The sequence below is a fragment of the Cupriavidus sp. KB_39 genome (genome assembly GCF_052114485.1).
Classification (GTDB): Bacteria; Pseudomonadota; Gammaproteobacteria; order Burkholderiales; family Burkholderiaceae; genus Cupriavidus.
In genome coordinates this window covers 73,893-95,241 of the sequence record NZ_JBFREV010000010.1, presented here as the reverse complement: position 1 = coordinate 95,241, position 21,349 = coordinate 73,893, and the positions used below count along the sequence as shown (strand labels likewise).

Genomic DNA, 21,349 nt, shown 5'->3' with positions numbered 1-21,349 from the left:
GCTTTTCACGTGCCTGTTCCGCGACACCGCGCCCGGGCGGGCCACCCAACCCCGCGCCAGCCCCGTGCCAGCCTCCCCCGGACCCCACCCTGGGCCCACCCCGGCCCCGGATCGGACACATGTTGCAACGTTTGCCGGTGGGGCTGACAAGGCCCCCGGATGCTAGAATTCGGCCATGATCGTCAAGCCCCGTTCGGCCGCCGTGGCCCATCTCGTCTCCACCCCCGTCCTTGCCGCAATGTGCGCCGCCCTGTTGCTGGCCGCACCGGCTCTGGCGCAGACCAAGAATCCGCCCCCGCGCGACTTCGAGGCCGAGCGCAAGGCGATTGGCGACTCCCGCGCGTGGACCAATTACCGCTTTGCGGAGGCCGAGCGCGCCTGCTACGGCAAGTTCCTCGTGAACAGCTGCATCGACAAGGCCAAGGACGTGCAGCGCGATGAACTCCACGTGCTGCGCGCCAAGGAGCTGGAAGTGGGCGACGCCGAACGTGCCTGGAAGGCCGCCGAGCGCGACCGCGAACAGGCGCTGCGCCAGGCCGAGTACGAGGCCGGCCAGCCGGGCCGCGCCGCCAACGAGGCCGCCAGCCGTGCCTCCTACGACCGCAAGCAGCAGGAACAGGCGCTGCGCGACGCCCAGCAGGGCGCCGACGCGCCCCAGCGCGCCGCCAACGCCGAAAAGTACAACCAGAAGCAGTCCGACTTCGACGCCAAGATGAACGAGGCGAAGCAGAAGGGCGCCGACCAGGCCCGCCAGCGACAGGAAAACACGCGGGCCTACCAGCAGAAGCAGGCGGACGCCGCCCAGCGCCAGAAGGACCTGGACGAGCGCCGCGCCAATGCCGAGGAAAAGAAAAAGCAGGGCCAGGGTTCCACCCCGAGCCCGTTCGGGTTCTGACCGGCGTGACAGCCCAGGCTGTCGGCGCAGGCCGGACGATCCACGGGGAGCCGCTACATGGATGAGAATCTCAACACACTGGCGCGGCAGATCATCGAACTGCAAATCGAGCATCGCGATCTCGATTTCCTGATCGATCACCTGTCCGAGGACGCCGCCCACGACGAACTGCAGCTGCGCCGGCTCAAGAAGCGCCGGCTCAAGCTCAAGGACGCCATCACGCTGTTGCAGCTTCAGCTCGAGCCGGACGTACCGGCCTGAATTCCCGCAGGCGCCCCCCGCGCGCCACGCCTTTGCAGAAAACTCATTTTGTCTGAACCGACCGACGACGCGCTTCCCGAATCCGCCGAAACGCCATCCCCTGAAGCGCTGCCGCAGGACGACCACACCTCGCTGAACGAGGCGGTGGCCGCCGCATCGGCCAACCAGGCGGCTACGCAGGCGGCGCAACTGGCGACGATCTTCGCCGATACCGGCACGCTGGCCACCGGCATTCCCGGCTACCGGCCGCGCGCGTCGCAGCAGAAGATGGCCGAGGCCGTGGCGGGTGCCATCGCCCAGAACGACTCGGTGATCGTCGAGGCGGGCACGGGCACAGGCAAGACTTTCGCCTACCTCGTCCCGGCCATGCTGTGGGGCGGCAAGGTGATCCTGTCCACGGGCACCAAGAACCTCCAGGACCAGCTGTACCTGCGCGACATTCCCACGGTGCGCAAGGCGTTGAACGTGCCGATCTCGGTCTCGCTGCTCAAGGGGCGCGCCAACTACCTGTGCCACTACCACCTCGAGCGCGCGCAGGCMAACGGCCGGCTGGCGTCGAAGCAGGACGCGGCGTGGCTGCGGGATATCGCCCGCTTCGCCAAGACCACGACCTCGGGCGACAAGGCCGAACTGGCTGCCGTGCCCGAAAACGCGCCGGTCTGGCAACTTGTGACCTCCACGCGCGACAATTGCCTGGGCAGCGAGTGCCCGCAGTACAAGGAATGCTTCGTGATGCGCGCCCGCAAGGAGGCGCAGCAGGCCGACGTGGTGGTGGTGAACCATCACCTGTTCTTTGCCGATGTGGTGCTGCGCGACACCGGCATGGCCGAATTGCTACCCGCCGCCAACACGGTGATCTTCGACGAAGCCCACCAGTTGCCGGAAACCGCGACGCTGTTCTTCGGCGAGACGCTCTCCACCAGCCAGTTGCTGGAACTGGCGCGCGATACCGTGGCGGAAGGGCTCTCCCATGCACGCGATGCCGTGGACTGGGTGGCGCTGGGCGGCCCGCTGGAGCGAGCGGCGCGTGACCTGCGGCTGGCCTTCGGCAGAGACAATTTGCGGCTGGCGCTGGGCCAGATCGAATCCGATCCGCGCACGCGCGAGCCGTTCTTCGAGACCCTCGACGCGCTGGACAGTGCGCTGTCCGATTTCGTCGAAGCACTAGAGRGCCAGGCCGAACGCGCGGAGTCGCTCGAACAATGCCACCGCCGGGCGGTGGAACTGGCCCAGCGGCTGGCCGCCTGGCGCGACGACCGAGTGGCGCCCGCTCCGGCCCCGGCTGCGCCGGCGGAAGATGAGGGCGATGGCGGGAGCGAAAGCACGCCGCCGCCCGCGCCGGTGTCCCTGGGCCCGGAAACCGTGCGCTGGGTCGAGGTGTTCTCGCATACCGTGCAACTGCATCGCACGCCGCTGTCCATCGCGCCGATCTTCACGCGCCAGCGCGAGGGCCAACCGCGCGCCTGGGTCTTTACCTCGGCCACGCTGTCCGTGAAGGGCAACTTCACCCACTACGCGGCCCAGCTCGGGCTGGACAAGGAGCGGTCGCTGACGCTGCCGAGCCCGTTCGACTACGCGAAGCAGGGCCTGCTCTACGTGCCGCGCAACATGCCGGCGCCGCAGTCGCCCCAGTTCACCGAAGCGGTGGTCCATGAGGCCCTGCCGCTGATCGAGGCCGCGGGCGGCCGCACCTTCCTGCTCTGTACCACGCTGCGCGCGGTGCAGAAGGCATCGGACATGCTGTACGAGCTGTTTGCCGAGCGCGGGCTCAACCTGCCGCTGCTGGTGCAGGGGCAGGCGAGCCGGACCGAACTGCTGGAKCGCTTCCGGCAACTCGGCAACGCGGTGCTGGTCGGCAGCCAGAGCTTCTGGGAGGGGGTGGATGTACGCGGCGAGGCGCTGTCGCTGGTCATCATCGACAAGCTGCCGTTCGCCCCGCCCGACGACCCGGTGCTGGCCGCCCGGATGGAGGTCCTGCAGAAGAAGGGCCTGAGCCCGTTTGCCGTGCACCAGTTGCCGCACGCGGTTATCACGCTGAAGCAGGGCGCCGGGCGGCTGATCCGTTCCGAGTCCGACCGGGGCGTGCTGGCGATCTGCGATACCCGGCTCGTGGAGAAGCCCTACGGCCGCCAGATCTGGCAGAGCCTGCCGCCGTTCACGCGCACGCGGGAGGCAGACACCGTCATCCGCTTCCTGGAGGGTCTGCGCAAGGCCGAGCCGGCGCCGGCGGACGAGCCGGCAGACGAGCCAGCGGACGAATAAGCGCCAAAAAAAAGACCGACGATTCGTCGGGCTTTTTTTACCTGCGGGCGAGGCTCAGAACACTTCCCACCAGGACTTGTCTTTCCGGCGCGAGCCGTACTTGACGAAGTCGCTGTTCGGATAGTTGCGCTCCATCACGCGGGCCGCGTCGTCGCGCAGATCCTTCATGCCGAGCGAATCGTACGAGCGGACCATGATGTACAGCGCTTCCTCGTTGGCCGGCGCGCCGTCGTAGTCCTTCAGTGCCTGCTGGGCCCGGTTCACGGCCGCCAGGTAGGCGCCACGGCGATAGTAATAGCGGGCGGCATGCACTTCATGCTGGGCCAGCGCGTTGACGATGTACTGCATCCGCAGCGTCGCGTCCGGCGCGTACTTGCTGTCCGGGTAGCGCGTGATCAGGATCTGGAAAGCGTCGTAGGCGGCACGCGCGGCCTTGGGATCGCGCTCGCTCAGGTCCTGGCCGGAGAAGCGGCCCAGCCAGCCAAGGTTGTCGTTGAAGTTGATCAGGCCCTTGAGGTAGTAGGCGTAATCGATGTTGGGATGGCTCGGGTGGAGCTGGATGAAGCGGTCGACGGCGGCCAGCGCGGCGGCGGTCTCGCCATCCTTGTAGTTGGCGAACGCGGTGTCGATCTGCGCCTGCTGGGCGTAGCGGCCGAACGGGTAGCGGCCTTCCAGCTTTTCATAGAGCTTGACGGCACGTGTATAGTCGCCGCCATCCAGCGCATCCTTGGCTTCCGAATATAATTTGTTCGCCGACCAGCCGGCCGTTTCGTCGGGTTGGTCGCCAAGCAGGCCGCATGCAGACAGCATGAGGCAGCCGCCTGCGAGCAAAATCGCTCCAACTCTCGCGCGCCAGTTCGCGCGTTTCATGCTCTGCAATTGCATTGGGCAACCTGTTCCGGATGAAAAATAGCGTCAAGCATTATAGCCCAAGCCCTAAGGCCGAAAACGGTCCGGCGAACGATTCCCCGGCGGATGTCGATTCCCCGCTGGACACCGATGATTTCAACGACGATCTCGGCGATGTCAGCGAAGACGGCGGCGCGGTGATGGCCACGCCGGCCACCGCGCCGGACCAGCCGCCTTTGYACCTTGAAGTGGATAGTGCTGCACATGGCGAGCGGTTGGACAAGCTGCTCGCGCGGCATTTCAGCGAATTCTCCCGTAGCCGCATCCAGCAATGGATCGAGGAAGGCGCCGTGCGGGTGGATGGCGAGCCGAGCCGCGCCAAGGCATCGGTCCAGATGGGCCAGCAGATCGAGATCCAGCCGCAGGTCGCGCCCGAGTCGCTCGCCTTCACGGCCGAGGACGTGCCGCTGGACGTGGTCTTCGAGGACGCCACGCTACTCGTCATCAACAAGCAGGCCGGGCTGGTCGTGCATCCGGCCGCCGGCAACTGGAGCGGCACGGTGCTAAACGGCCTGCTGCACCGCGACCCGGCCGCGGGGCGGCTGCCGCGCGCCGGCATCGTGCATCGGCTGGACAAGGAAACCTCGGGCCTGATGGTCGTCGCCCGTACGCTTACCGCGCAGACCGACCTCGTGCGCCAGCTGGCCGCCCGGACCGTCAAGCGCACCTACCTCGCGCTGGTCTGGGGCGAGACGCCGGACGAGGGCACCATCGACGCCCCCATCGCCCGTGACCCGCGCGAGCGCACGCGCATGGCCATCGTCCATACGAATAGCGGCAAGCCGTCGCGTACGCACTTCAAGACGCTGGGCACGGTGCCGCTGGGCCGCGGCAAGGTGTCGATGGTGATGTGCCAGCTCGAAACCGGCCGCACGCACCAGATTCGCGTGCATTTCGAGTCGATCGGCCATCCGCTCGTGGGCGACCCGGTCTATCACAAGGCCACCAAGCGCGGCCAGCGCCCGGCCATCCGCGTGACGCTGCCGGTGCCGTTCGAGCGCCAGGCGCTGCATGCGTGCAAGCTGGGACTGGTGCATCCGGAGAGCGGGCGCAAGGTGTCGTGGGAGGTTGAGCCGCCCGAGGACATGCTGGACCTGATCGAGGCGCTCGACTTTGAAGGCTACGCCGCGCGGCCGGTCGAGGACGACGATGACGACTTCGACGACGATGACGACCATGACGTCGAGATCATCTACGTAAGGGATGACGATGACGCTTGAGCGGCAACCCGGCTGGATCGTGCCGGACTGGCCGGCGCCGGCCCGCGTGCGGGCGCTGTCCACGACCCGGCAGGGTGGCGTGAGCGTCGGCCCCTACGGGCTGGCCGATGGCAGCCCGCGCGGGCTCAATCTCGGTACGCATGTGGGGGACGACCCGTCCGCCGTGGCGGAGAACCGTGCCCGGCTGGCGGCGCATCTGCCTGCCATGCCGCGCTGGCTCGAACAGGTGCATGGCTGCGCCGTGGCGACCGCCGACGGGGTGGAAGACGGAGTGGAAGACGGGGAGGGCGGTGTGCCGCGTGCCGACGCCAGCATCGCCACCACTCCCGGCCACGTCTGCGCGATCATGACGGCGGACTGCCTGCCGGTGTTGCTGTGCGATGCGGCGGGTACGGTGGTCGGTGCCGCCCATGCCGGCTGGCGCGGGCTCTGCGACGGCGTGATCGAGGCCACCCTGGCGCGCATGGCCGCGCAGGCCGGCCCCGGTTCGGAATGGCTGGCGTGGCTGGGCCCGGCCATCGGCCCATCGGCATTCGAAGTGGGCGCCGAGGTTCGGGAAGCATTCCTGGCCCAGGCCCGCGAAGCGGAGCGGCCGGCCATCGAGGCGGCGTTCCGCCCCGGCGCGCCGGGCAAGTACTGGGCCGATCTGTACGCGCTGGCGCGTACGCGGCTGGCGCGCGCCGGCTGCACGCGGGTCTACGGCGGCGATGCCTGCACCGTGGCCGACGCCGCGCGTTTCTACTCCTACCGCCGCGACCGCACCACGGGTCGCATGGCCACGCTGGTCTGGCTAGCGGCCTGACCCTTCCGCTTCCTCGACGGGCTTCGGCCCGGCTTGCCCGGCCGCCTGTTCGGCCGCCTCGCGCGCCTGGCGCCGGCGCCGCCGGCCGGGCGTTCCCATGATGTAGATGATGATCGATACCGGCGCCACGCCGTAGCACAGGAACGTGGCGACCCCGGCCACGAGGTTCGTCTCGGTAATCGACATCATCAGGGCCACGTAGATCCAGCCGATTGCGACGATATACATCAGGCGTTCATCTCTATCTGTTAAAAGTACGGTGGCGTCACGTGGCAGCCGGAAATGGTCCTCGGACTGCCCGCGAACCCGCGTCAGGCTTACCGTCCGGTAGGTCGGGGATGCGTTTCCCGCACGCGCGTTCGCAATGCGGAATTCCGCATTGACAGCGTCTACATTGCAAGGCAACAATGCCTTCAAATGTATCGGAACCGAGGAAGTTCTCCAGGGTTTCGCCGGCAAGCATAGCGTATGACCTGGCGCCGCCAATGCGGCGTCCCGGTCTGGGTGACCAGATCATCCAGAGGCGCAACCCGGAATCGGGGCGGGTCGGGAGACAGTTACCCCGAGCCCGTCTACCCATCACGACGGCAGAGAGACGAATACATCATGGCGACCGGCAAAGGTGCGGCAGCTTCCAGCGCGGAAGACAAGTCCCAACCGTTTCAGTTTGCGCCGGGGCCATTCGATCCAGCTGCATGGCTGGAATGGTCCCGTCAGTGGGCTCCTGAAATCAACGGCAAGCTGCCGCCCGGTTTTCCGTCAGGCATGCCGAACGGCGTGCCCGGCGCGTTCCCGGGCTTTCCCGGCGGCGATGCATTTGCCAAGGCGTTCCAGGGTGCATTCCAGGGCCCGGCAGGCGCCGGCCTGAAGATCCCGCCGACGTTGCTGGCTCAGATCCAGGAACGCTACCTGAAAGACTTCTCCGAACTCTGGCGTGAAATGGGCGCGGCTGCCGTGCCGAACGGCGCAGCCGGTGGCAACAGCAACGGCGATGCCGAGGCCGCCAGTCAGCGGCTGTCCGATCGCCGCTTCGCCAGCGCGGCCTGGCGCAACAACGCGCCGTACCGCTACGCCGCCGCGTTTTACCTGCTGACCGCCCGCACGATGACCGAGCTGGCCGACGCCGTGGAGGCCGACGCCAAGACCCGCCAGCGCATCCGCTTCGCGGTGTCGCAGTGGGTGGACGCGATGTCGCCCGCCAACTTCCTCGCCACCAATCCGGACGCCCAGCAGCGCCTGATCGAATCGGGCGGCGAATCGCTGCGCACCGGCATGCGCAACATGCTCGGGGATCTGACCCGGGGCAAGATCTCCCAGACCGACGACACCGCCTTCGAGGTGGGCCGCAACGTGGCCGTGACCGAGGGCGCGGTGGTCTATGAGAACGAATATTTCCAGCTGCTCCAGTACAAGCCGCTGACCGACAAGGTCCACGCCCGGCCGCTGCTGCTGGTGCCGCCGTGCATCAACAAGTTCTACATCCTCGACCTGCAGCCCGAAAGCTCGCTGGTCCGCTACGTGGTGGAGCAGGGCCACACGGTCTTCCTGGTGTCGTGGCGCAACCCCGATGCGTCGATGGCCGAGCGCACCTGGGACGACTACATCGAGCACGCGGCCATCCGCGCGATCGAGGTGGCACGGGACATCAGCGGGCAGGACAAGATCAACGTGCTCGGCTTCTGYGTGGGCGGYACCATCGTCGCCACGGCATTGGCCGTGCTGGCCGCGCGCGGCGAGCGCCCGGTGGCCAGCCTGACGCTGCTGACCGCGCTGCTCGACTTCACCGACACCGGCATCCTGGACGTATTCGTCGACGAACCGCACGTGCAACTGCGCGAGGCCACCATCGGCGGCGCTGCCGGGGCCCCGTGCGCGCTGCTGCGCGGCGTGGAGCTGGCCAACACGTTCTCGTTCCTGCGGCCGAACGATCTGGTCTGGAACTACGTGGTCGACAACTACCTCAAGGGCAACACGCCGGTACCGTTCGACCTGCTGTTCTGGAACGGCGACGCGACCAACCTGCCCGGCCCGTGGTACTGCTGGTACCTGCGCCATATGTATCTGCAGGACGAACTGAAGGTGCCCGGCAAGCTGAGCGTCTGCAACGCGCCGCTGGACCTGGGCGATATCGACGTGCCGACCTATATCTATGGCTCGCGCGAGGACCACATCGTGCCGTGGACGTCTGCCTTCGCTTCCACCGGCCTGCTGAAGAACAAGCTGCGCTTCGTGCTTGGCGCGTCCGGCCATATCGCCGGCGTGATCAACCCGCCGGCCAAGAAGAAGCGCAGCCACTGGATCAACGAGGCGCTGCCCGGCTCGGCCCAGGAATGGCTGGCCGGCGCCGAGGAAAAGCCCGGCAGCTGGTGGCCGGACTGGATGGCCTGGCTCGGCAAGCAGGCCGGCGCCAAGCGCGCCGCGCCGGCCGACTATGGCAACGCCCATTACCGGGCCATCGAACCCGCACCGGGCCGCTACGTCAAGCAGCGCGCCTGAACGTTTTCCGCCGGGGCCGGTTCCGTGGGACCGGCCCGGGGTTTCGTACCGATTGGCTTCACGCTATCTCGAAAGGACTTCAAATGACCGACATCGTCATCGTTTCCGCAGCCCGCACCGCAGTTGGCAAGTTTGGCGGCTCGCTGGCCAAGATCCCGGCACCGGAGCTGGGCGCCCTCGTCATCAAGGCCGCGCTCGAGCGCGCCGGCGTGAAGCCGGACCAGGTGAGCGAAGTCATCATGGGCCAGGTGCTGACGGCTGCCGCCGGCCAGAACCCGGCGCGCCAGGCCTCGCGCAAGGCCGGCCTGCCGGACATGGTGCCGGCCATGACCATCAACAAGGTGTGCGGCTCCGGCCTGAAGGCCGTGATGCTGGCCGCCAACGCCATCATCGCCGGCGAGGCGGAGATCGTCGTGGCCGGCGGCATGGAAAACATGAGCGCCGCGCCGCACGTGCTGCCCGGCTCGCGCGACGGCTTCCGCATGGGCGATACCAAGCTGGTCGACTCGATGATCGTCGACGGCCTGTGGGACGTGTACAACCAGTACCACATGGGCATCACGGCCGAGAACGTCGCCAAGGAGTACGGCATCACGCGCGAGGCGCAGGACGAGTTCGCCGTGGGCTCCCAGAACAAGGCCGAGGCCGCCCAGAAGGCCGGCCGGTTCGACGAGGAAATCGTGCCGGTGCTGATTCCGCAGCGCAAGGGTGACCCGGTGGCGTTCAAGACCGACGAATTCGTGCGCCAGGGCGCCACGCTGGACAGCCTGTCCGGCCTGAAGCCCGCCTTCGACAAGGCCGGCACGGTGACCGCCGCCAACGCCTCTGGCCTCAACGACGGCGCCGCCGCCGTGGTGGTGATGTCGGCCGCCAAGGCCAAGGAGCTGGGCCTGACCCCGCTGGCCACCATCAAGGCCTACGCCAACGCCGGCGTGGACCCGGCCGTGATGGGCATGGGCCCGGTGCCGGCCAGCAAGCGCTGCCTGTCGCGCGCCGGCTGGGAAGTCAAGGACCTGGACCTGATGGAAATCAACGAAGCCTTCGCCGCGCAGGCGCTGGCCGTGCACCAGCAGATGGGCTGGGACCAGTCGAAGATCAACGTCAACGGCGGCGCCATCGCCATCGGCCATCCGATCGGCGCGTCCGGCTGCCGCATCCTGGTGACGCTGCTGCACGAAATGAAGCGCCGCGACGCCAAGAAGGGCCTGGCCTCGCTGTGCATCGGCGGCGGCATGGGCGTGGCACTGGCCGTGGAACGGAACTAAGTCAGACCGATCTGGCCGAAAACGAGTATTTGAGTTGCACTGAGGGGTAGCCGGCGGCAGGAGACATGGTTTTGGCCGTCGGCGTCTATAACAGAGATCGGTGCCCTTGCATCGATCAGCGAGCCAACAGGAGTGGATATGACTCAGCGCATTGCATATGTGACCGGCGGCATGGGCGGCATCGGAACCGCCATTTGCCAGCGCCTGGCCCGTGACGGCTACAAGGTGGTGGCGGGCTGCGGCCCGAATTCGCCGCGCCGCGAGAAGTGGCTCGAACAGCAGCGCGCGCTCGGCTTCGAGTTCGTGGCGTCCGAGGGCAACGTGGCCGACTGGGATTCGACCAGGACCGCCTTCGACAAGGTCAAGGCCGATGTCGGCGAGGTGGACGTGCTGGTCAACAATGCCGGCATCACCCGCGACGTGGTGTTCCGCAAGATGACGCGTGCCGACTGGGACGCGGTGATCGACACCAACCTGACGTCGCTGTTCAACGTGACCAAGCAGGTCATCGACGGCATGGCGGACCGCGGCTGGGGCCGCATCGTCAATATCTCGTCGGTGAACGGGCAGAAGGGCCAGTTCGGTCAGACCAACTACTCGACGGCCAAGGCCGGCCTGCACGGCTTCACCATGGCGCTGGCGCAGGAAGTGGCCACCAAGGGCGTGACGGTCAACACGGTGTCGCCGGGCTATATCGCCACGGACATGGTCAAGTCCATCCGCCAGGATGTGCTGGACAAGATCGTGGCGACGATTCCGGTCAAGCGCCTGGGTCTGCCGGAGGAAATCGCGTCGATCTGCGCGTGGCTGGCTTCGGACGAATCGGGCTTCTCCACGGGCGCCGACTTCTCGCTCAACGGCGGCCTGCACATGGGCTGACCGACCGCTGGCTGCGCGGCGCGCGGCCGGCCTGCTGCGGCGCACCGAGCGCGCTGCAGCAGGCCGGAAGCGTGCCACGGCGCACCTCGGAAAACGGGCCGCCTGGCTGCCAGGACGGCCCGTTTTGCATACGATGCTGCGGGTTTTCCTTAATCGGGGTGGCTTTTCTTAGTGCTTTCTTGAGCATAGAATCAGGTCAGCGGCGCCCCCGGCACCAAACTAGAGCGCGGCGCGGGCGCCCCCAATTGCGCAGTGCATCGCATGCGGTGCAGCAGCGCGCAGCAGCAGATGCGCACCCCCTGCATCAGCGACGACAAAGGATAGAGCACCGATGGCCACGACCAAAAAAGGCGCAGAGCGACTGATCAAGAAATACCCGAATCGCCGGCTCTACGACACGCAGACCAGCACCTACATTACGCTCGCGGACGTCAAGCAGCTGGTCATGGATTCCGAGGAATTCAAGGTCGTGGACGCCAAGTCCGGCGATGAACTGACGCGCAGCATCCTGCTGCAGATCATTCTGGAAGAGGAAACCGGCGGCGTGCCGATGTTCTCGAGCCCCATGCTGTCGCAGATCATCCGCTTCTACGGCCATGCCATGCAGGGCATGATGGGCACCTACCTGGAAAAGAACATCCAGGCGTTCATCGACATCCAGAACAAGCTGGCCGAGAACTCGAAGGGCCTCTACTCGGGCGAAGCGTTCAGCCCGGACATGTGGTCGCAGTTCATGAACATGCAGGGCCCGATGATGCAAGGGATGATGAGCAACTACATCGAGCAGAGCAAGAATCTGTTCGTGCAGATGCAGGAACAGATGCAGAGCCAGGCCAAGAACATGTTCGGCACGTTCCCGTTCAACCAGCAGGAAAAGAAGTAAGCCACCGCGAGACACCTGAGCCGGCACCGCCGGCCATCCGGATTCCCCCCATCGCCGCGCGCGCCTGGAATGAGGCGCGCGCGGCGATGTCGTTTGTCATGAAGCGAGTGGCTCCCGCTTCTGCATCACGACGCCCAATCGCCCGCCCTGGGTTAGAATTCGCCCCACCTTCGGCCTTGCGCCGGCCCCCACAAGATGCAGTCAGGAAGTACAAGTGAAAAGTGACGAAAAATCAACGGCTTACGCGGCCGGCGTAGCCAATTTACCCCGCGTGGGGTTTGTCAGCCTGGGCTGTCCGAAAGCGCTCGTGGATTCCGAGCAGATCCTGACCCAGCTGCGTGCCGAAGGCTACGCGATCAGCGGTACCTATAACGATGCCGATCTGGTCGTGGTCAACACCTGCGGCTTCATCGACGAAGCCGTGCAGGAGAGCCTGGACGCCATCGGCGAGGCCCTGACCGAGAACGGCAAGGTCATCGTCACCGGCTGCCTGGGGGCCAAGAAGGATGCGGCCGGGCATGACATCGTCTCGTCGGTACACCCGAAGGTGCTGGCCGTGACCGGCCCGCATGCGCTGGGCGAGGTCATGCAGGCCGTCCACACGCACCTGCCCAAGCCGCACGATCCGTTCACGGACCTCGTGCCGCCGGCCGGCATCAAGCTGACGCCCAAGCACTACGCCTACCTGAAGATCTCCGAGGGCTGCAATCACCGCTGCTCGTTCTGCATCATCCCGTCGATGCGGGGCGATCTGGTATCGCGTCCGGTGGCGGAAGTGATGCTGGAGGCGGAAAACCTGTTCAAGTCGGGCGTCAAGGAACTGCTGGTGATCTCGCAGGACACCAGCGCCTATGGCGTGGACGTGAAGTACCGCACCGGTTTCTGGAACGGCCGTCCGCTCAAGACCCGCATGACCGAACTGGTCGGCGCGCTGGGCGAGCTGGCCAGCCAGTACGGTGCCTGGGTGCGCCTGCACTACGTGTACCCCTATCCGCACGTGGATGAGATTATTCCGCTGATGTCGCAGGGCAACGTGCTGCCGTACCTGGACGTCCCGCTCCAGCATGCCCACCCGGACGTGCTCAAGCGCATGAAGCGCCCGGCCAATGCCGAAAAGACGCTCGATCGCATCCGCGCCTGGCGCGAGATCTGCCCCGAGCTGACCATCCGCAGCACGTTCATCGCCGGTTTCCCGGGCGAGACCGAGGAAGAGTTCCAGACGCTGCTGGACTTCATCGCCGAAGCCGAACTGGACCGCGTGGGCTGCTTCGCCTACTCGCCCGTGGACGGCGCCACCGCCAACAACCTGCCCGGCGCGCTGCCGGACGCCGTGCGTGAGGAGCGCCGCGCGCGCTTCATGGAAGTGGCCGAGGAAGTTTCCGCACGCCGCCTGCAGCGCAAGGTTGGCCAAACGCTGCGCGTGCTGGTGGACGAAGTGAACCAGGATGGCGGCGTGGGTCGGTCGTCGGCCGATGCGCCCGAGATCGACGGTCTGGTCTATATCGACCCGGCCGCGAAGCCCTCGCAACGCTACAAGACCGGMGACTTCGTCCACGTGAAGATCACCGGTGCCGATGGTCACGACCTGTGGGGTGAAGTGGTCTAAGGATCACTGCCGGGTCCGGGACATTAGGTAAAAGTACGGTCGTTCGTTTTGGGGTGGCCGGGACTATACTGTGCGCCGCAACATGAACTCATGGAGACAAGACATGACGCGTGAAGTGGTGGTTGTCAGCGGTGTGCGCACCGCAGTTGGCACCTTCGGCGGCAGCCTGAAGGACCTGGCCCCGACCGATCTGGGCGCGCTGGTCGTGCGCGAGGCGCTGGCCCGCGCCAATGTGTCCGGCGATGACGTCGGTCACGTGGTATTCGGCAATGTGATCCAGACCGAACCCAAGGACATGTACCTGGGCCGCGTGGCGGCCGTGAACGGCGGGGTGTCGATCAACGCCCCCGCGCTGACCGTGAACCGTCTCTGCGGCTCGGGCCTGCAAGCCATCATCAGCGCTGCCCAGACCATTCTGCTCGGCGATGCCGACGTGGCCATCGGCGGTGGCGCGGAGAGCATGAGCCGCGCGCCGTACCTGGCGCCGATGGCGCGCTGGGGCGCGCGCATGGGCGATGCCAAGCTCGTCGACATGATGCTCGGCGCGCTGCACGACCCGTTCCACGCCATCCACATGGGCGTGACGGCCGAGAACGTGGCCAAGGAGTACGACATCTCGCGCGCCCAGCAGGACGAGGCTGCGCTGGAGTCGCACCGCCGCGCGTCCGCCGCCATCAAGGCCGGCCATTTCAAGGACCAGATCGTTCCCGTCACGCTGAAGTCGCGCAAGGGCGATGTCGTGTTCGACACCGACGAGCACGTGCGCCACGACGCCACCATCGACGACATGACCAAGCTCAAGCCGGTCTTCGTCAAGGAAAACGGCACGGTGACGGCTGGCAATGCGTCCGGCCTGAACGACGCGGCCGCCGCCGTGGTGCTGATGGWGCGCGCCGAAGCCGAGCGCCGCGGCCTGAAGCCGCTGGCGCGCCTGGTGTCCTACGGCCACGCCGGTGTGGACCCGAAGACCATGGGTATCGGCCCGGTGCCGGCCACCAGGATCGCGCTCGAACGCGCCGGCCTGACGGTCAAGGATCTCGATGTGATCGAGGCCAACGAAGCCTTCGCCGCCCAGGCGTGCGCGGTGACCAAGGCGCTCGGCCTCGATCCGGCCAAGGTCAACCCGAACGGCTCGGGCATCTCGCTGGGCCATCCGATCGGTGCCACCGGCGCACTGATCACCGTCAAGGCCGTGCACGAACTGCAACGCGTGCAGGGCCGCTATGCGCTCGTGACGATGTGCATTGGCGGTGGCCAGGGCATTGCTGCTATCTTTGAGCGTATCTGAGTCCTGATCCGGGGTTTGCCTTGCTGCGTCCGATGCCTTTCCGCCTGACCGTTGTGGCCGCGTTTGCGGTGTTCGTCCCGCTGGCCGCCCAGGCGGCTGGCGGCGAGTCGTTGTCGACGGGTGGGCAGGGCAGTCTCGGCATCAATGACGCGATCCGCGCTGGGGAAGCCCGGCGCGGGACGTCGTTGTCTTCGGGCCCGGTCGGCTCGCTGGCGCCGCGCTCCGAGTACGCGAAGTTCCCGGTCTACGTCGGCAACGTCGGCGACAAACAAGTGCGGCTGCGCGTGGGCGCCAAGACCGACACCCGCGACAGCCTGCAGGGCGAATACGCGTCCGGCGACGGCAAGGGCGGTGTGCGCCTGCTGTCCGGCGAATGGAACGAAGGCGCCTTCCTGATGGAAGAGTCCGATGACGGCACGCGTGTCTCGGGCAACTGGGAAGGCCGTATCGACCAGAATGGCGCGGTGAGCGGCACCTGGACCGACGCCTTCAACCCGGCCATCGTGCTGCCGTTCTTCATCCGCCCSCTCGGCGGYTATCTCGTCATTCCCCCGTTCGACATGCGGYCCAGCAGCGGCGTCACCTACGCGCCGCTCGTGCCGAAATCCTCGATCTCGATCGGCAACTCGCGCTGACATCGGCGKGGTGGCCCCTCGGCCACCCCGGCATTTGCTGGTAAGCTCGGACGTCTGATCCGACCTCCCGCAAAACGAGGAACTCGCCGTGTCCGACCATTCCCAATCCGACGCCTCCCGCTATCTCCAGACGCTCGCCGTCCAGCCCGAACTCGATATCGCGCCGGGCTTTGATTCGTTTTCCACGCCGACCTATCGCGGCTCGACCGTGGTCTTCCGCAATCTGGACGAATTGCGCGCCTATGGCGACCCCACCAAGACGTACTGGCGCTACGGCCTGCACGCCACGCCCACCAGCGAGGCGCTGTGCCAGCAACTCGCCCAGATCGAAGGAGGCCGGCAGACCCTGCTGCTGCCGTCTGGCATGGGCGCCATCTCGCTGGTCTATTTCGCGTTCCTGAAGTCGGGCGACGATGTGCTCGTGCCGGACAACGTCTACGGCCCCAATCGCGACCATGGCGAGTGGCTGGCCCGCGAATTCGGCGTGAGCGTGCGCTACTACCATCCGATGGCGGGTGCCAGTATCGCCTCGATGATCCAGCCGAACACCAAGCTGATCTGGCTCGAGTCGCCGGGCTCGGTGACGATGGAGGTGCCCGATACCGAGGCCATCGTCGCAGCGGCCAAGGCGCGCGGCGTGCTGACGGCCATCGACAACACATGGTCGGCGGGGGTCTACTTCCAGCCGTTCGCGAAGGGCATCGACGTCTCGGTGCAGGCGCTGACCAAGTACCAGTCGGGCGGCAGCGACGTGCTGATGGGCGCCGTGATCACGGCCGACGAATCGCTCCACAACCGCCTCAAGCGCACGCGCATGGTGATGGGCTGGGGCGTGTCCGCCGATGACTGCTTCCTGGTCCTGCGCGGCATGGCGAGCATGCCGGTGCGGCTGGCCGCGCACGACCGCGCCGCACGCGAGATTGCCGAATGGYTGACCAAGCGGCCCGAGGTGACCCGCGTGCTGCATCCCGCGCTGCCCGATTGCCCCGGCCATGCCGAATGGCGGCGTGACTTCACCGGCGCGAGCGGGCTGTTCTCGATCATCCTGCACAGCCGTTTTGGGCGCGAGCAGGTGGATGCCTTCGTCGAGGCGCTGAAGCTGTATGCGATTGGCTGGTCGTGGGGCGGGGCGCACAGCCTGGCCGTGCCGTACCACGTGGAGGGCATGCGCCCGGCGGGCACGTGGCCGCCGGCTGGCTGGGAAAATGCGGGGGAGCTGGTGCGGCTCTACATCGGCCTGGAAGATTCACGCGATCTGATCGCGGACCTGAAACAGGCGATGGAAAAGCACCTGCGCTGAAGAGGGAAGCAGAAGGCGTCCCTCCCCGAGGGGGAGAGACGCCGGCACATCAGGACGCGTCGGCCTTGCGCAGGGCCGGCTGCGCGGCTTGCTCGGACGTAGCCGGGCGCAGCGCCCAGACCGATTCCGCCGGGCCGTTGTGCGCGCGCCGCTGGGTGGCGCGGGCCAGCACCACATAGCCCACTGCCAGCGCGATGGCGCCGATATCGAAGCCCGCCACACCCCAGCGCCCGTGCAGGGCGGCCACGACGAAGTGGTCGCCGGTCAGCAGGGCATTGGCGAGCGGCACAGTCAGCGAGGCCAGCGCCGCCACATAGAGCAGCTCGACGGCCGCCCGCACCGGCGGACGCACCAGCGACCAGCCCACCGCCAGCAGGAACACCGGCCAGAACACATAGCTCACGGCGCGCTCAGGCCACAGCAGCGCGGCCGGGAAGCACAGCGCCACGCCGATACAGGTGCCGATGCACACGCCCACGGTGGCCTGCGCCAGCAGTCGATGCACGCGCGGCTGCTCGGCCTGGCGCGTCTTGCGGCGCGACTCGATCCACAGCAGGTTGCCCGAATAGAACAGGAACGCGCCCGCCAGACCGGCCAGCAGGTACAAGATCCGCACGGGCAGGTTGCCGTAGGTGCCGTAGTGCAGCGCGAAGACGCCGCTATACAGCGTGTGATTGGTGTCGCGCGCGCCGGGGGTCTGGTTGGCGATCAGCTTGCCCGCGTTCGGCTCGTTGGCCGCCGCGTGGATGCCCACCGAGCCGCCATTGCCGAGCGCGCGCTCGCTGTCGCCACGGACTTCCGCCACGGCATTGGCATCGCCATAGCGCTGGAAGCGGATGGCTTCCGGCGTGAAGCGTTCGCCGCCATGCTCGCGCGCGATGGCCAGCAGTTGCGCCGCCGACATGGTCGGCGAAGGCCGTCCGGCCGCCGTCATTTCCGGCGTGGCCGCAATCGCGGTGGGCACCTGCTCGAACAGCTTGCCGTTGAAGGTGAGCGCGTTGAACACCATCACCATGACCAGCGACAGGCACAGGAACGCGCCCGTGACCGCGAACACCATGTGGAACGGCAGGCTGAACAGGCCGATCACGTTGTGCGCGTCCATCCAGAACCGCTTCAGGTTGCGGCCCGGCCGCACCGCGAAGAGGTCCTTCTTGAGACGCGGCAGGTGCAGCAGCACGCCGGACACCAGCGCCAGCCCGTACAGCACCGAGATCACGCCCATGAAGTAGGTGCCGTTCTGGCCCAGGCCGAGCGAGTAGTGCAGGGAGTTCAGGAACGCCGACAGCTCGCCGGTCACGTGGTCGAGCGAGGTGTTGCGCTGCGCGGCGGCGTCGCCGTTCAGCGCCGTGCCATTGATGGTGTGCCACGCACCGGCCTTGTCCTGCCAGTAGGCGTTGAAATCGGGCTCTTCCTTGCTCGGCAGGGCCACGTAGACGCTGGCGGCGGCATCCGGATGCACGGCCACCAGCTTCTGGACGAAGGCGTCGACGGCCGGGCCCTCCACGTGGACCTCGGTGGCGTGACGGCCTTCCAGGCGGGCCGGGTTCTGCCAGATGTGCAGCTCGTGGTGGAAGATCGTGATGGCGCCGGCGAAGAAGGCGATGAAGAGCGCCCAGCCGGCCATCAGGCCGACCCAGGTATGCAGCGTCTGGTAAAGGCGGAGGGTATTGGGTTTCATGGAGAGGTCCTCACGACCCGGCCAGCGCGGACGCGGCGGGCATGGTGTTCGTCAGGCGCAGCGCCCACAAGAGGCCGAAGCAGATCAGGTTGGCGCCCCCCAGCCAGAGCCACGCGGCCGTGCTGGTGCGGAACAGCAGGCTCAGGCTGATCAGCGTGACCCAGGCGACGAAGCTGAGCAGCACTGCGGCGACCACGCCGCCATGCCAGCCGCCCGGCAGCCAGAGGATGCCCAGCGTGCACAGCGCGAGGGCCAGGGGCAGGCCCAGCAGTGTCCCGGCAAGCCATTTCGTGCCCATCATGCTGCGCTTCCTTCCCGGCGGGCCAGCCCGCGACGGTGGTGGACCCACGTGCCGATGAACGGCCACAGGGACAGGCTGCAGGTCAGCGAGACCAGCGTGGCGGCGATGGCCACGGGCCAGCCTTCGGGCACGCTCATGGTCCAGGCGCTGGCGACCRTCAGCAACAGGCCGAGCCAACCCAGCAGCCGGGGCGGCAGGGGCGCGCGGCCTTCACCGTCGGCGGAGACAAACAGAACCTGGTTCGGCGCAGCGAGGTACAAGCACGCAGCCGCCGCCAGTCCTAGCAATACAGCGAACGCTTGCATGCGGGCAACATCGGAATGGTTGGAACTYCGAATAATAATGATTCGTATTTGTTTTCACAAGGAAATCAATACGTTGCGGTACATTTCGGCGGCCGAACGGGGGTGGRGAACTAGGGGAAATGCGATGCGGGCGCCGCCCGGAGCCAATCTCCGGGCGGGCTGGGGGGGGCGGAGATTTAGTGCGGGAAGAGGTTCAGCAGGCCGTCCAGGCCGACGTGGTTGAACGCCACGCTGGCCTGCGCGCGCACCACCGGCTTGGCCCGGAAGGCGACGGAGAGGCCGGCCACGGCCATCATCTTCAGATCGTTCGAGCCGTCGCCCATGACGATGGCCTGCGACACATCGGCGCCGATCTGCGCGCAGACCTCGCGCACCGTACGTGCCTTGACGTCCGCATTGACGATTTCGCCGACGACTTCGCCGGTGAGCTTGCCATCGACAATCTCCAGCGTGTTCGCGCGCGTGAAGTCCAGCTTCAGGCGCGGCTTGAGCTGGTCGGTGAAATGGACGAAGCCGCCCGACACCAGCAGCGTGCGCATGCCCAGCGCCTGCACGGTCTGCAGCATCCGCTCGGCACCCGGGGACAGGCGCAGGCGCTCCGCGTAGACGCGGTCGAGCACGCTGGCATCCAGCCCCTTCAGCAGGGCCACGCGGCGCCGCAGGCTTTCATTGAAATCGGTGATCTCGCCGCGCATGGCGGCTTCCGTGATCGCCGAAACCTCGGCCTTCAGCCCGCAAAAGTCCGCAATTTCGTCGATGCACTCGATCGTGATCAACGTCGAGTCCATGTCCATGGCCACCAGCCGGAAGTCCGAGAGCTTGCGCCCGGCCGGCACCACGGCCCAGTCGATGCCGCGTGGGCCGCAGGCTTCGTCCAGCGCCTTGTGCAGTGCGGGCGTCAGCGGGGCGCAGTCATCGGCGGCCGCGACGTTGGCCGCACGCAGCGTGAAGGCCGAAGCGTCGGCGATGGGGCGGATGGCGTCGAGATCGGCGGGCGACAGCGGGGACAGGCTCTGGAGAATCAGGGGCATGACGGCAGGGGGAAGTCGGGGCGGGGCGCGCAAAGCGAGGAAGGCGATATTGTAAGCGCACCGCCCTCCTGCTCAAACGCTCAAGCAGCTCAGGCGGCCACGCGCAGGCTGTCCACCACCTTGTGCAGGAAGGCTTCGCAGGCTTCCAGTTGGTCGAGGGCGACAAACTCGTCCGGCTTGTGGGCTTGCTGGATGTCGCCGGGGCCGCAGACCACGGCCGGGATGCCGGCGCGCTGGAACAGGCCGGCCTCGGTGCCATAGGCCACCTTGTTGGTGTCCCGGTCAGCGGTCAGCGCGCGCACCAGTTGCGTGATGGCGTCGGCCTCGGCAGCGTCGAGCGACGGCGCAGCGGCAATCTTCGCCAGCGTCAGCCCCGCGTCGGCATGTTCGGCGCGCATCTTCGGCAGCAGCACGCCATTCGCATATTCCTGAATCCGCGCGAAGATCGCCTCGGGATCCACGCCCGGCAGGTTGCGGAACTCGAACACGAACTCGCACAGCGCCGGAATGGTGTTCAGCGCGATGCCGCCCTGGATCGTGCCAGTGGAGGCGGTCGTGAACGGCACGTCGAAGGCTTGATCGTACGGGCCGTTGGCCTTGAATTCATCGGCGATGTCGCGGATGAAGCAGATCAGCCGCGCCGCGTATTCGATGGCGTTCACGCCCTTCGGCGTCAGCGACGAATGCGCGGCCTGACCCTTCACGCAGCAGCGGTAGGCGTTGATGCCCTTGTGCGCGACGATCACGCGCATGCTGGTCGGCTCGCCGACGATGCAGCCGCCCGGCCGCACGCCACGGTCTCGCAATTCGGCCAGAAGATACGGCGCGCCCATGCAGCCGATTTCCTCGTCGAACGACAGCGCGTAGTGCACGGGCTCGCGTAGCCTGGCCTCCAGGATGGTCGGCAGCAGCGCCAGGCTGGTGCCGATGAAGCCCTTCATGTCGCAGGTGCCCCGGCCATAGAGCTTGCCGTCGCGGATCACCGGCTTGAACGGGTCGGTGGTCCAGTTCTGGCCGTCCACCGGCACCACGTCAGTGTGGCCGGACAGCACGATGCCGCCATCGGTGGCGCCATTGGCCGCCGGCACGGTCACGAACAGGTTGGCTTTGTCGCCCTGCGGGTTGTAGCTCAGGTGCGGCCGCAGCCCCTTGGCCAGGAAGTGGTCGCGCACGGCCTCGATCAGGCCGAGATTCGAATGGCGCGACGTGGTGTCGTACGACACCAGCCGCTCGGTCCAGTCGAGCGCACTGCCGCGCGGCTTGGCTGCGGTGGCGGAAGATTGGGCATTGGCRTGGGCAGGCATGGGGCGGAAAGATGATTGATTCGTCA

The 21,349-nt window shown here is 67.1% G+C and carries 20 protein-coding genes; 13 read left to right on the top strand and 7 right to left on the bottom strand.

What is annotated here, in order from left to right; genetic code table 11:
• Positions 1-175 precede the first annotated feature (175 nt).
• From AB4Z27_RS10385 to AB4Z27_RS10375, 3 genes are read left to right on the top strand one after another with little or no spacing between them, the layout of a single operon-like run.
• Positions 176-895: a hypothetical protein gene (locus AB4Z27_RS10385; RefSeq protein ID WP_092292921.1), complete on the top strand. Its 720-nt coding sequence runs from the start codon at positions 176-178 to the stop codon at positions 893-895.
• Positions 896-952: 57 nt separating this feature from the next.
• The gene (locus AB4Z27_RS10380; RefSeq protein ID WP_092292923.1) at positions 953-1,156 is read left to right on the top strand and encodes a DUF465 domain-containing protein; all 204 of its coding nucleotides are present in this window, start codon (positions 953-955) and stop codon (positions 1,154-1,156) included.
• Between the two features lie 48 nt (positions 1,157-1,204).
• Entirely contained in the window at positions 1,205-3,418 is a 2,214-nt protein-coding gene (locus AB4Z27_RS10375) for an ATP-dependent DNA helicase (RefSeq protein ID WP_441644427.1), read from the top strand.
• 54 nt (positions 3,419-3,472) lie between these two features.
• Here the strand turns inward: AB4Z27_RS10375 and AB4Z27_RS10370 are convergent, their stop codons facing one another.
• Positions 3,473-4,303 carry an outer membrane protein assembly factor BamD gene (locus AB4Z27_RS10370; protein ID WP_092292926.1) on the bottom strand — a complete coding sequence of 277 codons (831 nt, stop codon included), beginning with the start codon at positions 4,301-4,303 and terminating at the stop codon, positions 3,473-3,475.
• 17 nt (positions 4,304-4,320) lie between these two features.
• On the opposite strand from AB4Z27_RS10370, the gene AB4Z27_RS10365 reads away from it, so the two are divergent.
• Both AB4Z27_RS10365 and pgeF read left to right on the top strand, forming a co-directional pair.
• Positions 4,321-5,547: an RluA family pseudouridine synthase gene (locus AB4Z27_RS10365; RefSeq protein WP_441644426.1), complete on the top strand. Its 1,227-nt coding sequence runs from the start codon at positions 4,321-4,323 to the stop codon at positions 5,545-5,547.
• The gene (gene pgeF, locus AB4Z27_RS10360) at positions 5,537-6,349 is read left to right on the top strand and encodes a peptidoglycan editing factor PgeF (protein ID WP_092292928.1); all 813 of its coding nucleotides are present in this window, start codon (positions 5,537-5,539) and stop codon (positions 6,347-6,349) included. The genes AB4Z27_RS10365 and pgeF overlap by 11 nt, the downstream gene beginning before the upstream one ends.
• Here the strand turns inward: pgeF and AB4Z27_RS10355 are convergent.
• Complete coding sequence (locus AB4Z27_RS10355) at positions 6,338-6,577, bottom strand: hypothetical protein (protein WP_092292930.1); 240 nt, start codon at positions 6,575-6,577, stop codon at positions 6,338-6,340. The two genes, pgeF and AB4Z27_RS10355, sit on opposite strands and share 12 nt — an antisense overlap.
• A gap of 378 nt (positions 6,578-6,955) precedes the next feature.
• On the opposite strand from AB4Z27_RS10355, the gene phaC reads away from it, so the two are divergent.
• The 8 genes from phaC to AB4Z27_RS10315 all read left to right on the top strand — a co-directional run bounded on the left by phaC (position 6,956) and on the right by AB4Z27_RS10315 (position 16,701).
• Positions 6,956-8,845, top strand: coding sequence for a class I poly(R)-hydroxyalkanoic acid synthase (phaC, locus tag AB4Z27_RS10350; RefSeq protein ID WP_092292932.1), 1,890 nt, complete (start codon positions 6,956-6,958; stop codon positions 8,843-8,845).
• An 83-nt stretch (positions 8,846-8,928) separates the two neighbouring features.
• Positions 8,929-10,110: an acetyl-CoA C-acetyltransferase gene (locus AB4Z27_RS10345; protein WP_092292934.1), complete on the top strand. Its 1,182-nt coding sequence runs from the start codon at positions 8,929-8,931 to the stop codon at positions 10,108-10,110.
• Positions 10,111-10,248: 138 nt separating this feature from the next.
• Positions 10,249-10,989, top strand: a complete 741-nt coding sequence (locus AB4Z27_RS10340; protein ID WP_092292936.1) for a 3-ketoacyl-ACP reductase — start codon at positions 10,249-10,251, stop codon at positions 10,987-10,989.
• A 331-nt stretch (positions 10,990-11,320) separates the two neighbouring features.
• Positions 11,321-11,872, top strand: coding sequence for a polyhydroxyalkanoate synthesis repressor PhaR (gene phaR / locus AB4Z27_RS10335; protein WP_092292938.1), 552 nt, complete (start codon positions 11,321-11,323; stop codon positions 11,870-11,872).
• A gap of 214 nt (positions 11,873-12,086) precedes the next feature.
• A complete protein-coding gene (rimO, locus tag AB4Z27_RS10330) occupies positions 12,087-13,478 on the top strand; it encodes a 30S ribosomal protein S12 methylthiotransferase RimO (RefSeq protein WP_441591145.1) in 1,392 nt (463 codons plus the stop codon).
• A gap of 103 nt (positions 13,479-13,581) precedes the next feature.
• A complete protein-coding gene (gene bktB / locus AB4Z27_RS10325; RefSeq protein WP_441644425.1) occupies positions 13,582-14,766 on the top strand; it encodes a beta-ketothiolase BktB in 1,185 nt (394 codons plus the stop codon).
• 32 nt (positions 14,767-14,798) lie between these two features.
• The gene (locus tag AB4Z27_RS10320; protein WP_441644424.1) at positions 14,799-15,401 is read left to right on the top strand and encodes a hypothetical protein; all 603 of its coding nucleotides are present in this window, start codon (positions 14,799-14,801) and stop codon (positions 15,399-15,401) included.
• 88 nt (positions 15,402-15,489) lie between these two features.
• On the top strand, positions 15,490-16,701 hold the full coding sequence (locus AB4Z27_RS10315; RefSeq protein WP_092292946.1) for a cystathionine beta-lyase: 1,212 nt from the start codon (positions 15,490-15,492) through the stop codon (positions 16,699-16,701).
• Positions 16,702-16,750: 49 nt separating this feature from the next.
• Here the strand turns inward: AB4Z27_RS10315 and AB4Z27_RS10310 are convergent, their stop codons facing one another.
• The 5 genes from AB4Z27_RS10310 to argE form a co-directional block, all read right to left on the bottom strand.
• Positions 16,751-18,382 carry a PepSY-associated TM helix domain-containing protein gene (locus AB4Z27_RS10310; protein ID WP_441644423.1) on the bottom strand — a complete coding sequence of 544 codons (1,632 nt, stop codon included), beginning with the start codon at positions 18,380-18,382 and terminating at the stop codon, positions 16,751-16,753.
• 10 nt (positions 18,383-18,392) lie between these two features.
• Positions 18,393-18,683 carry a hypothetical protein gene (locus tag AB4Z27_RS10305; protein ID WP_177219880.1) on the bottom strand — a complete coding sequence of 97 codons (291 nt, stop codon included), beginning with the start codon at positions 18,681-18,683 and terminating at the stop codon, positions 18,393-18,395.
• Positions 18,680-18,988: a hypothetical protein gene (locus AB4Z27_RS10300; RefSeq protein ID WP_441644422.1), complete on the bottom strand. Its 309-nt coding sequence runs from the start codon at positions 18,986-18,988 to the stop codon at positions 18,680-18,682. Before AB4Z27_RS10300 ends, AB4Z27_RS10305 begins: the two co-directional genes overlap by 4 nt.
• A 176-nt stretch (positions 18,989-19,164) precedes the next feature.
• The gene (serB, locus tag AB4Z27_RS10295) at positions 19,165-20,019 is read right to left on the bottom strand and encodes a phosphoserine phosphatase SerB (RefSeq protein ID WP_441591140.1); all 855 of its coding nucleotides are present in this window, start codon (positions 20,017-20,019) and stop codon (positions 19,165-19,167) included.
• 89 nt (positions 20,020-20,108) lie between these two features.
• Positions 20,109-21,323 carry an acetylornithine deacetylase gene (argE, locus tag AB4Z27_RS10290; protein WP_092292953.1) on the bottom strand — a complete coding sequence of 405 codons (1,215 nt, stop codon included), beginning with the start codon at positions 21,321-21,323 and terminating at the stop codon, positions 20,109-20,111.
• Positions 21,324-21,349: the final 26 nt, after the last annotated feature.